This is a genomic window from Bradyrhizobium sp. WSM4872 (assembly GCF_055811715.1).
Genome location: NZ_JBVVPT010000005.1, coordinates 111,039 through 122,531 on the forward strand (window position 1 = coordinate 111,039; position 11,493 = coordinate 122,531).

Genomic DNA, 11,493 nt, shown 5'->3' on the forward strand with positions numbered 1-11,493 from the left:
TTTCCTCAGGCTCAGAGCCGATAGACGCGCATGGCGGTGGTTCTGAAAACGGCTTCGCGCTGATCATCTCGTAGCGGCGCCGCTGCGGCACGGAACGCATCGATCAGCTCGCGATAGCTGGTCCACAATTTCTCGATTGGGAAATTCGAGCCGAACAGGCAGCGTTCAGCGCCGAAGATCGCGATCGTATCGACCAGGACGGATGCGATATGCGCGGCCTCGTTGCGGTGGATGAAGGTTCCGAGCCCCGACAGTTTCGAAACGACGTTCGGGCAGGCTGCGAGGCGGGCCATCCCGGCGCGCCACGCGGCGCGGCCTGAGGGTGAAAGGTCCTCCAGCATGCCGGCGTGCTGCAGGATAAAGGTCACCTTGGGGCAGGCTTCCGCAAGGTGTGCGGCATCCGGCATCTGGGGTGTGAACACCTGAAGGTCAAAGCTCCAGCCATAGCCCGCAAGGCGGGCGATGTTGCGCTGGATCACGGGATCGGTGCAGAGATCCGGCCGCGCGGCAAAGCGATATAGCGGGTTCTTGTGCCAATGCAGTTGCATGCGGACGCCGCGTACGAGGGAATAGCGCTTCAGGCGGTCGAGCTGTGGACGCACGTCGTCCACTGAAAAATCGGCGTAAGCTACGATGGCATGCGGCCAGCCGTGCGCCTCGGCGGTCTGCTGCACCCAGGCCGCCTCGTCCTCGAAGCGGTCATTGGCCCAGTTGGTCTGGACATAGACCGAGCGGGTGACGCCGCTGCCTTCAAGGTCGCGGAGATATTCCTCTATCGGGTAATCGCGCCGGATCGGCTCGTATGGACCGAAGATGCGCGGCTGCATCGGACCCACCAGCCAGGGCAGGTCGGCCTGGCGCCAGATATGATGGTGCCCATCGACGATGTCGGTCACGCAACTCTCCTTTGTCCCAGCGCCAGCACGTGCGCGACGATCGACGCGCTCGATCCTCCATCGACGAGGTCGTCGACGAAGCGTTCGATCGCGACCAGCGCTTCGGTCTGCGGGCGAAAGCCGGGACCAGCCGCGAGCGGCGTCAGCCAGCTCACGCGCCACGCACGGCGCGATAGTTTCGCGACCGCATCGCGCAGCACATCGGGTTCGCCGCGCTCCAGGCCGTCGGAAACGATGATCACGGCAGCGCCCCGCGCGTATCCGCTGAAGCGGGGCACGGCGAGAAAGGCCTGGAGCGCGTCGCCGATCCGGGTGCCGCCGTCCCAGTCGCTGACCGCATAGGCTGCGGCGTTGAGCGCCTGCTCACGGCGTTTGAGACGCAACGGGCGGGTGATGCGGGTCAGCCGCGTGCCGAAGGTGAAGACCTCGACGGTGGGCGCCGCCTGCACTAGCGTGTGCGCGAACTTCATGTTCTCTTCGGTGCGGGTCTTCATCGAGCCGGAGACGTCAATCAGAAGCAACACCTTGCGTGGACGCTGCCGCCGCTTCAAACGTCCCAGCCGGAGGATTTCGCCGTCGCTGCGCACGGAGTCGCGCAGGGTGCGGCGCAAATCCGCGTAGGGACCGCTGCGTGCCCGCATGCGGCGATGGCCGCGCCGCTTCGGCAGGCGCCTGGACGCCTCGCGGGACAGCCGGCGCAGCGCATCGGTGGTCGAGAGCTGCGCAAAGCGGCGCTCGACCAGAGCTTCGGTGCGCGCAGCTGCGAGACCGGACTCGTTGGCCTCGTCCGACAACAGCGGCTCGTCGTTTCCACGGGCCTCCTCCTGCAGCCGAACCGTCTCCTCGTCCTCGCCATCATCGACGCGCCCGATGGCCTCGTTTCCGCGAAAGTGCAGATCGAACAGCCGGTCGAACGTTGCGCGACGCTCCGGTGGAGGGGCCAGTGTCGCGAGGGCTGCCTGCCGAATGTCCTCCAGGCTGCGGGGACCGAGCAACTGGATCGCGGCCAGGAACGAGGTCGTCTGTTCCGGTGCGACGGCAAACCCGTTCGTTCGCAGGAGCCCCACGAACGAGATGAAAACACGCGCAGCGCGCGGCAGTTCGGGTTCGGCGCTCATGCAGAGGCCTCCGCCAGCAGGGCGTCCAGCCGCGGCGAAATGAAGTGCAGATCCTCCTCGTCTTTCAGGGCAACGCCGATCGAGCGCCTGAAGGCATCGGGCCACCGCGCGCCGCCCTTGTGCAACAGCGTGGCGGCCTCAGCCCAGTCGACGGCCTCGGCAATCCCTGGCGCCTTGCTGAGCGGCTCGCGCCGCAGCTTCTCGACGGCCGCGACGACGGCGCGCGCGGTCCCCTCCGCAACGCTGGAGGCCCGCATCATCACGATGCGGGCTTCGCGCTCCGCCGAGGGATAGTCGATCCAGTGATAGACGCAGCGCCTCCGCAACGCTTCATGAAGATCCCGCGTGCGGTTTGAGGTCAGGACGACGACCGGACGCTCCGAGGCACGCACCGTACCGCGCTCCGGGATCGAGATCTGGAAGTCGGACAGAAACTCGAGCAGGAAGGCTTCGAACTCCTGGTCGGCGCGATCGATTTCGTCGATCAGCAGCACAGTTGAGTCAGGCGCGCGGAGCGTCGCCAACATCGGTCGCTCGATCAGAAACGTTTCGCCGTAGATGTCGATGCTCTCATCGCCGGCCTGGCGGATTGCGAGCATCTGGCGCGGATAGTTCCATTCGTAAAGTGCGGCGGATGCGTCGATGCCTTCGTAGCATTGCAGGCGGATCAGGCGGCGGCCGAGGACGGCGGCAATGGCTTTGGCGGCCTCGGTCTTGCCGACGCCCGGCGCGCCTTCCAGCAGCAATGGCTTGCCGAGTGCGAGAGCGAGATAGGCTGCGGTCGCCAGCCCCTCGTCGGCGAGGTAATAGGCCGCCCGAAGCGCCTTCTCCAGTGCTTCGGGGCTATCGATGCCGACGATGTTGCTGCGGACGGCCATCGCGCCCTCAGCGCCGCGCCTGAGGGCGCGCGCCGCCCTCAGCCTTGATCGCGCGCAGCACCTTCTCCGGCGTAATCGGCAGATCGTCGATGCGGACGCCGACGGCGTTGAAGATGGCGTTCGCAACGGCCGGCAATACGGGATTCGCGCACATTTCGCCGGGGCCTTTGGCGCCGAAAGGGCCATCGGGCGCGGGGCGTTCCAACACGGCGATGTCGTGCGGGCAGATGTCGCCAGGACCGGGCATGACATATTCGACGAAGTCGCGAGGGCCGTGGACAGGGTCTGGATAATAGGGTTCAGGCGTCTCGTAGAGCGCGTGACTGACGCCCATCCAGGCGCCGCCGACGAGCTGTTGCTCGACCAGACGCGGGTTGAGCGCACGGCCGAGCTCATAGGCAGAGTCCATGCGGATCATCGTGACCTCGCCGGTCTCGTCGTCGACCTCGACCTCGGCGACGAGACAGGCATGGGCATAGCAGGTCGCCGGCGACATCTCGCCAGTTTCCGGATCGACGTTCGAGAGCGGCACCAGGAAGATGCCACGGCCCGAGATGGTCTTGCCCTGTTTGAACTGCGCCGCGATGGCGACGTCCTTGGTGGAGATCGAGCGGTGCGGCGCACCCTTGACGTGGATGTTGCCCCGTCCGTCGGTTTCGAGATCGGCGGCATTGACCTCGAGTTCCTCTGCGGCCGCCTCCATCATCACGCCGCGCGCCTCGCGCGCCGCCGCCATCACGGCATTGCCGACGCGGTGGGTGCCGCGCGAGGCAAACGAGCCCATGCAATGCGGGCCGGTGTCGGAATCGGCGGTGTCGACATAGACGTCCTCGACGGGTACGCCGAGTGTCTCTGCGCAAATCTGTCGCGTTACCGACTTCATGCCCTGACCGAGGTCGATCGAGGATAGCGCCACGGTGAACTTGCCGCTTGGATTGGAATGAACCAGGGCTTGGCTGGGATCGCCGCCGAGGTTCATGCCGATGGGATAATTGACCGAAGCGATGCCGCGTCCGCGATGTCGGGTCATCTCAACGTCTCCTGGTGCCGAACACGGATGAGAAGCGGCCCGCCCCATGCGCCGGCGATGCCGGCCGCGGTGGCTGCGGCGAGGGCGGAGTCGGTGGTGGGGGCTCGCGCGGTGGTTCCCGTAACCCGGCCGTCGGCAGGCGATCATAGCTCGTGCGCTGCTGCGCCGGCGCAGCTGTCCGCGCTTTGGTATCGGCAGGCGTCCGCGGGATGGCGGCGCGGCTGCCGCCACCGTCCTTGCGGGAGGAGGCGCGCTTGAACTCGTCGCGGATCGGCCATTTGGCTTTCTCCGCTGCGACCTGGACACACTCGATCAGCGCCGTGTTCTTGGCCTCGCGCCGATGCGCCTTCATGTCGCCGTCGCGATAGGCATTGAGGATCCGGAACTCCATCGGATCCATGCCGACGAGATTCGCGAGCTTGTCCATCTGGCACTCGATCGCAAAATCCATTGCCGTGACGCCAAAGCCGCGCATCGCGGTTGCCGGCGTACGGTTGGTGAAGACGCAGTAGACGTCGCCATAAACGTTCGGGATGGTGTAGGGGCCCGGCAGATGGGCTGCGCATTTCACCGCGGCATAGCTCGATAGCCGCGTATATGCGCCGCTGTCGAAATATGCGCGGACCTTTCGCGCGACGACCCGGCCGTCGCGCATCACGCCGTCCTTGATGTAGATGCGCTCGGCGCCGCGCGGCGGGCCGTATTGCATCTCTTCTTCGCGTCCGAACACGTAACGCACGGGACGTCCCGTCAGCATCGCACCCAGGATGCATAAAGGTTCGGTCAGCGTGTCCACCTTGCCGCCAAAGCCGCCGCCGACCGTGCCGCCGATGAAATGGAAGGTGTTGGAGGGGACGTCGAGGATCTTGGCGCAGGTGTCAACCGAGAAGAACAGCGCCTGCGTCGACGTATAGACGACATAGCGGCCGTTGGTGTCGGGCGCTGCGATCGCCCCATTGGTCTCGGTCGGCGCGTGCTCGATAGGCGACATCTGGTAACGCTGTTCGAGCACGTGATCGGCGGTCGCGAGTGCGGCATCGGCGTCACCAAAGCGGAGTTTCTGGTGGTCGTATGCGTCGTGATAAATGAAGGCATTTTTCGGATAGGTATCGTTGACGACGGGCGCGCCGGCCTTCAGAGCATCTTCAACGTCGAGCACGGTCGGCAGCGGCTCATAGTCGATCCGCACCTTTGCGATTGCCTCGAACGCCTCGCGCTCGCTGTCGGCGACGATGGCCAGGATCGGCTCCCCCTTGTAGCGGACCTTGTTGACAGCCAGCGACGGCTCGTCGTCCTTGCCGAAATTGATCAGGCTCAAAAGTGTGTTGAGGTTACGGGGCACGTCGGAGCCGCGGATGATCCGGCGCACGCCGGCTGAGCGCTCGGCGTCCGCGGTGTCGATCCGTCGGATCCTTGCATGCGAATGGGTCGAGCGGACGACTTTCAGGTGCAGCATGCCCTGGAGCTTGTGGTCGTTGAAATAGCTCGATGTGCCCGTGACATGGCCGAGCATGTCCTGGCGCTGCGTTCCCTTGCCGATCTCGTTGAGATTGTCGTCGCGCTCGTCGGCGAAAATATCCTTGCGCAGTTCCAGCATGATGTGGTCCTTCAGGCGCTCACCCGGCCGCCGGAGGCGGCGAGGATGGCGTTGATGATCGGCTCGTAACCGGTGCACCGGCAGATGTTGCCGGAGATCGCCTCGACGATCTCGGCGCGGCTCGGGGAGGGATTGCGATCAAGCAGTGCCTTGGCAGCCATCAGCATGCCCGGCGTGCAATAGCCGCACTGGGCAGCAAAGTTCTCGGCAAAAGCGTGTTGCAGCGGGTGGAGGTTGGGTCCTTGCTTCAGGCTATCCAGCGTCTCGACGGAGCGGCCGGCGACGGTCTCGGCCAGTGTCAGACAGGAGAGATGGAGCTCGCCGTCGATCAGGACGCTGCACGTGCCGCAGCCGCCCTGGCCGCAGCCGAATTTCGGCGTCATATCGCCGATCAATTCGCGAAGCGCGACGAGCAGGTTGGTGCCGCCATCGACGAAAATGGCGACATCGCTGCCGTTGTGACGAAATTGCAGGGCAGTCTTGGCCATACGATCTATTCCTGATCCAAAAGAAGACGACGCAGGTGTACGCCGACGATCTCGCGGCGATACCAGGCGCTGCCGAGCGCATTGTCGGACGGCGATGTTCCTTCCGCGGCTGCGGAGGCGGCGGCCGCAACGGTCGCGGCATCGAGCGAGCGGCCTTCCAGAGCGCGTTCGGCCGCCCGTGCACGTATTTGCGTCGGCGCCATCGATCCCAATGCAATTCGTGCTCCGGCGATCCGTCCGCCACTGATTGGCAGATGTGCGGCGAGCGTGATGACCGAGCCGCCTTTGGGCTTGATCCGTGCGATCTTGCGGTAGCGGAAAGCCTCCGCGCTTGTTGGTCGTGTGCACGACACCGACAGCACGAGCGTGCCCGCCTGCCTTTCACGCGACTGCAAAAACTCCTCAATTGGAATGTCGCGCGATCCAAAACCGCCTTGCAGAGCCACGGTGGCATCGAGCGCAAGCAGGGCGACGGTGAAATCGCCATAGGGATTGGGCGCGAACAGATTGCCGCCCACCGTACCCATGTTGCGCACCGCCGGGCCACCAATCGAGCGGGCAGGGGCGTGCAGGAAAGCGAGGTCGCGCTCGCCCAGAATCCGGGCGAAAGTTACGCTCGCACCCAGTGTGATCCGCGGGCCGGAGGGGTCGATGCGCGTCAAGGCATGGTCATTTGCGCGCACGACGGTCGAGATCGAGATGTCGCCTTCGTTCAGTGCGCGCATCACCAGCGTGCCGCCGCCGAGATAGCGCGCGTTGCGATCGGACGACAGCGCGGCGGCGGCCTCGCTCGAGCTCGTGAAGGTCTTCACGGTCACAGTCATGTTGACACGGCCTCCTTGAGGTGCCGGCGGATCGCGTCGAATCCCGCCTGGTAGATGTCTTCCGCGACCATTTGAGTGAGGCGGTCCTTGTCCTCTGGCCGCGTCGAGAAGCGGGATTCCCAGTGCCAGAAGGTGCGGTCGCCGTCCGTCACGGGCAGCAGGCGGACGTGGGCCACGTAGTTGAACATCGGGACCGGCGTATCGAGCAGGCAATAGCTGAAGGTCTGCTCCAGATCCGACAGCGTCAGCAATTGCTCGCGCAGCTCCGAGCCGTCCTGCAGCTTGAAGCGCCTGACGCAGCCGATCTTGTTTGAGGCCTGCGCACGCTCGATCGTGGAGGTCGCGACCGCCGGATGCCAGCGATCGTGCCCGTTGAAGTCGCGCAGCACGGCCCACACGGAGTCGGTCGGCGCATCCAGGATCGTGCTCTTGACGATATGCGGCACCGCGCTCAGCCTCCGAACTGGCGTTTGAGGGCGTCGAAGCCGCCCTGGAACACGCCGCCGCCGATATTCGCGACGAGTTCCGCCTCCCGCTCGGGTGCGCAGTCGAACTCGGCGGTCCATTCCATGAAGGTCTGGTCGCCGTCCGTGACCGGCGTCAGCCGAAGCGTCGCGACGTAGTCCTCGACCCCCATCGGGGATTCGAGGATCGAGTAGGTGCAAAACATGTCGTAATCGGACAGGCCGAGCAGCTTTTCCCGGATACGATCGCCGTTGCGCAGGCGAAAATCCCTGACGCAGCCGATCTTGTCGGAGGGTTCACCGCCCTCGATGCGGCTTTCCGCGATCGCGGGATGCCAGTTCGGCAGACCGTTGAAGTCGCGTACCCGCGCCCAGACGCGATCGTTGCGCGCGTTGACGACGGTTGAGACGTAGACGCGGGCCATGGTGCGACCTCAGCTCTTCTTCCGAGGGCTGCGCTCGGCGGGCGGCTCGCCGTCGGCCGAAGGCGAGGGCGCAGCGGCTGGCTTCTCGCCACCGCCGCCGCCCTTGCGTGCGGAGTCCTTGATGCCCTGCATGTCGCGAGCCTCCCGGATCAGGCCTGGCATCTTGGCGAGGCTGCCGCCTTCGACGCCGATGTCCGCCAGAAGCGAGTCGATCAGCGGCGCCTGGACGCGGTAGCGCAGCGCCGAGTCGATCACCTCGTCGGTCGCGCTACGGCCGCCATTGCCGCCATGGCCGTTGCCGTTGAGGCCATCGACCTGAAGGATGCGGATGCCCTCGATCTTCTCCATCGGCTTGACGCTCTCGCGGACGATGCCTTCGATGCGGTCGAGCAGCTTTCTACGGAACAGCGAGTACCGCGCCTGGTCGGTTAGCACGTTCTCGGCCTCGTTGAGCATACGCTGGGCCTCGGCCTCGACTGCAGCGCGGATCCGTTCGGCTTCCGCGGCAATTCGCGTTTCCTCGGCCTGTTTCTCGGCGATCAGGATTTCCACGGTCTTGCGACGCTTCGCGATCTCGCTCTCGCGCGCGGTGATGACGCGCTCGGTGGCTTCAGTGGCATGCACCCGCGCCTCCTCGGCCGAGGCTTTGGCCGCGGATTCTTCCAACGACTTGAGGTGGATGGCAATCGCCTTCTCCATGAGAACGGTCTCGACCTCCCTCTCGCGATTAATTTCAAGCTTGCGCAGCTCGCGCTCGCGGCCGATACGGGCCTCGTCGAGGCCGCGATCGGAGGCGATGCGGGAGCGCTCGACCTCTTCGCGCGCGGCGATTTCCGCTTCCTGGAGCGACTGGACGCGAGCGACTTCGAGCTGTTCGATCGAACGGCGGCGTTCGATCCGCGCCGCCTCCAGCGCATGCTCGCGCGAGACATCGGTGGTCTCGACCTCCTTGCGCGCGACAATCTCAGCCTGCCTGACCTGGCGGTCGGCGTCGATGCGCTCGGATTTCTTGGTCGAGAGCGCAATGACGCGGTCCTCATCCGCGATCTCGATCGCCTTCTTGTGCTCGATGTTGAGGACTTCGCGCTTCTTGGAGGACGTGATCCGCTCGACTTCGAGCGCGAGATCGACGCCGATGCGCTGGCGCTCGATGGCGTCGCGTCGCTTCAACTCGGCCGCCTCGAGCACGGCGGTGCGCTCGATCTCGAGCGCGCGTGTGTCACGCTCGGCCTGAATACGCTCGGCTGCAACGGACTTCTCCTGCGCGATCCGGGCGGCTTCGATGGCTTCGCGTGAGGCAATGTCGGCTTCCTCGACGGCGCGGTTGCGGGCGATTTCCAGGGAGCGCACGCGTTCTTGCTGGGTGATGCGGGCAGCTTCCGTGGCTTCGCGCGCCGTGACTTCTGCGACCTCGAGCGTCTGATTGCGTTCGATCTCCAACTGCCGGGTATTCTGCTCGACCGCGATGCGCTCGACGGCGAGCCTGTGCTCGCGGGCGATGCGCGCCGCCTCGACCGCGCGCTGCGCCTCAATTTCGGCTTCCTGGATGTTACGCACCTGCTGGATCTCCAGCGCGCGTGTGCGCTCGTCAGACGCGATGCGCTCGACATTGACGATCATGGTCTGGGCGATGCGGGCCTTCTCGGTCGTCTCGCGGGCAGCGATCTCGGCTTCGTCCACAGCGCGGGTCCGGTCGATCTCGCGGCGCCGGGTCTCCTCTTCGTTGGCGATGCGGGCGTCGGTCACGACGCGGTCTTGCTGGATACGCGCTTTCTCGATCGCCTCGCGGGCGGTGATCTCGGCTTCCTCGATGGTCTGCATCCGCTCGATTTCGCGCTGGCGGACCTCGCGTTCGGAAGCGATGCGGCTGGTGTCGATCGAGCGCTGGTTGGCGATCCGGGTCTTCTCTATCTCCTCGCGTGCGAGCAGCTCCTTCTCCTCGATGGTCCGGGTGCGCTCGATCTCCCGCTGGCGGGTCTCACGCTCCGAGGCGATGCGGGCTTCGGCGATTGCCTGGTCGTTGGCGATTCGTGCTTTCTCGATAGTTTCACGGGCGGAAATCTGCGCCTGCTCGGCTTCGGTCTCGCGGAGGGCCCGCTCGCGTGCGACCTCGGTGCGTTGCAGGGCCCGGCGCATCTCGATGTCACGCTCCTGTTCGAGGCGCGCCGTCTCGCTTTCGCGTTCGATCTCGAGAGCCTGCCGCTCGGCCTCCAGGTTGCGGGAGCGGATCTTGATCATCGAATCCTGCTCGATGTCGTTGCGCAGTTTTCGCTTGGCCTCGATGTCCTCCATCAGACGGGTCAGACCTTCGGCGTCGAAGCGGTTCGAGGGGTTGAAGAATTCGAGATCGGTCTGGTCGAGATCGGTGATCGCCACGGATTCCAACTCGAGTCCGTTCTGGGCAAGTGCCTCTGCCGCGTTCGCCTTGAGGCGGGCGACGTACTCACCGCGCTGCTCGTGCATCTGCTCGAGGGTCATCTCCGAGGCAACGGACCGAATGGCCGAGATGAATTTTCCGGCGAGAAGGGCGTGGAGCTGTTCGGGCTCCATGGTGCGGCGGCCGAGCGTGGCAGCCGCGATAGACACGGCTTCGCGGGTTGCCTGCACCCGGACATAGAAATCGGCCTCGATGTCGACGCGCATGCGGTCACGGGTGATCACGGCGTCCTGGCGGGAGCGAACGATGCCCATCGGCTGCACGTTCATGTTGACTGGCGTGTAGTCGTGGATGAACGGCAGCACGAAGGCGCCGCCGTTGATCACGACGCGCTCGCCGAGCAGGCCCGTCCGAACGAATGAGGTCTCCTTGGACGAGCGGTGATAGAGCCAGTTCACGATGTAGACGCCGACCACGATCACCACGACGGCGACGATCAGCCAGAGGATCAATTCACCGACCAGAGTCCCTGACATGTTTCTCTCCCTCGACCTTTCGGCGTTATCGCGCGCCGATCGCCTTGAATTTGCGAACCTGATCCGTCAGCGCCCGCTCGACCGGCAGCCGTTCCATCGAGGAGGCGCCGTAGAAGCCGTGGCAATTGCGTGTGTTCCTCATGATGAAATCGGCATCGTCCGGATCGGAGATCGGTCCGCCGTGCGCGAGCACCAGAATGTCCGGATTGACGCCGAGCGCAGCGGAGGCCCAGGTGTCGATGTGCGCTGGGCAATCCGTCAGCTTGAGTGCCGTCTGCGCGCCGATGCTGCCCCCGGTCGTCAGGCCCAAGTGACAGACGATGATATCCGCGCCCGCGATGGCCATCGCGGCGGCTTCCTTCTCGCTAAAGACGTAGGGCGTCGTCAGCAGGTCCTTCTCGCGCGCCTTTGCGATCATGTCGATCTCTAGCGCGTAGGACATGCCGGTCTCTTCGAGATTGGCGCGGAATACGCCGTCGATAAGGCCGACGGTCGGAAAGTTCTGCACACCGGCGAAGCCGAGCGCCTTCAATTGGTCCAGGAAAAGATCCATGTCGCGGAACGGATCCGTGCCGTTGACGCCTGCGAGCACTGGCGTCCTGGTCACGACGGGCAGCACTTCGCCGGCCATCTCCAGCACGATGGCGTTGGCGTCGCCGTAAGCCATCAATCCCGCGAGCGAGCCTCGGCCGGCCATGCGGTAGCGGCCGGAATTGTAGATGACGATGAGGTCGACACCGCCGGCCTCCTCGCACTTGGCCGAAAGGCCGGTGCCGGCGCCGCCGCCGACGATCGGCTCGCCGCGCCTTGCCATGTCGCGGAAGCGCTTCAACAGTGCAGCGCGTTCAAACCGGGCCATC

At 65.2% G+C, this 11,493-nt stretch carries 11 protein-coding genes; all 11 read right to left on the reverse strand.

Going from position 1 to position 11,493, the window contains the following annotated elements; translation table 11 throughout:
* Nucleotides 1-11: 11 nt before the first annotated feature.
* From AC0L3C_RS09505 to AC0L3C_RS09555, 11 genes are read right to left on the reverse strand one after another with little or no spacing between them, the layout of a single operon-like run.
* Complete coding sequence (locus tag AC0L3C_RS09505; protein ID WP_473258088.1) at nucleotides 12-896, reverse strand: amidohydrolase family protein; 885 nt, start codon at nucleotides 894-896, stop codon at nucleotides 12-14.
* Nucleotides 893-2,014: a vWA domain-containing protein gene (locus tag AC0L3C_RS09510; protein ID WP_473407784.1), complete on the reverse strand. Its 1,122-nt coding sequence runs from the start codon at nucleotides 2,012-2,014 to the stop codon at nucleotides 893-895. Before AC0L3C_RS09510 ends, AC0L3C_RS09505 begins: the two co-directional genes overlap by 4 nt.
* A complete protein-coding gene (locus tag AC0L3C_RS09515) occupies nucleotides 2,011-2,892 on the reverse strand; it encodes an AAA family ATPase (protein WP_473258084.1) in 882 nt (293 codons plus the stop codon). The genes AC0L3C_RS09510 and AC0L3C_RS09515 overlap by 4 nt, the downstream gene beginning before the upstream one ends.
* A gap of 7 nt (nucleotides 2,893-2,899) precedes the next feature.
* A complete protein-coding gene (locus AC0L3C_RS09520) occupies nucleotides 2,900-3,922 on the reverse strand; it encodes a xanthine dehydrogenase family protein molybdopterin-binding subunit (RefSeq protein ID WP_007593027.1) in 1,023 nt (340 codons plus the stop codon).
* 1 nt (nucleotide 3,923) lies between these two features.
* Nucleotides 3,924-5,519: a xanthine dehydrogenase family protein molybdopterin-binding subunit gene (locus tag AC0L3C_RS09525; protein WP_473407785.1), complete on the reverse strand. Its 1,596-nt coding sequence runs from the start codon at nucleotides 5,517-5,519 to the stop codon at nucleotides 3,924-3,926.
* 11 nt (nucleotides 5,520-5,530) lie between these two features.
* Nucleotides 5,531-6,007, reverse strand: coding sequence for a (2Fe-2S)-binding protein (locus AC0L3C_RS09530; protein WP_473278150.1), 477 nt, complete (start codon nucleotides 6,005-6,007; stop codon nucleotides 5,531-5,533).
* Nucleotides 6,008-6,012: 5 nt separating this feature from the next.
* The gene (locus AC0L3C_RS09535; RefSeq protein WP_473278151.1) at nucleotides 6,013-6,831 is read right to left on the reverse strand and encodes an FAD binding domain-containing protein; all 819 of its coding nucleotides are present in this window, start codon (nucleotides 6,829-6,831) and stop codon (nucleotides 6,013-6,015) included.
* A complete protein-coding gene (locus AC0L3C_RS09540) occupies nucleotides 6,828-7,277 on the reverse strand; it encodes an SRPBCC family protein (protein WP_473407786.1) in 450 nt (149 codons plus the stop codon). The genes AC0L3C_RS09535 and AC0L3C_RS09540 overlap by 4 nt, the downstream gene beginning before the upstream one ends.
* Nucleotides 7,278-7,282: 5 nt before the next feature.
* On the reverse strand, nucleotides 7,283-7,720 hold the full coding sequence (locus tag AC0L3C_RS09545; protein ID WP_007593021.1) for an SRPBCC family protein: 438 nt from the start codon (nucleotides 7,718-7,720) through the stop codon (nucleotides 7,283-7,285).
* Nucleotides 7,721-7,729: 9 nt separating this feature from the next.
* Nucleotides 7,730-10,633 (reverse strand): flotillin family protein, encoded by a 2,904-nt coding sequence (locus tag AC0L3C_RS09550; RefSeq protein ID WP_473407788.1) that lies wholly within the window; start codon nucleotides 10,631-10,633, stop codon nucleotides 7,730-7,732.
* Nucleotides 10,634-10,658: 25 nt separating this feature from the next.
* Nucleotides 10,659-11,492: a phosphoenolpyruvate hydrolase family protein gene (locus AC0L3C_RS09555; RefSeq protein WP_473278154.1), complete on the reverse strand. Its 834-nt coding sequence runs from the start codon at nucleotides 11,490-11,492 to the stop codon at nucleotides 10,659-10,661.
* Nucleotide 11,493 lies beyond the last annotated feature (1 nt).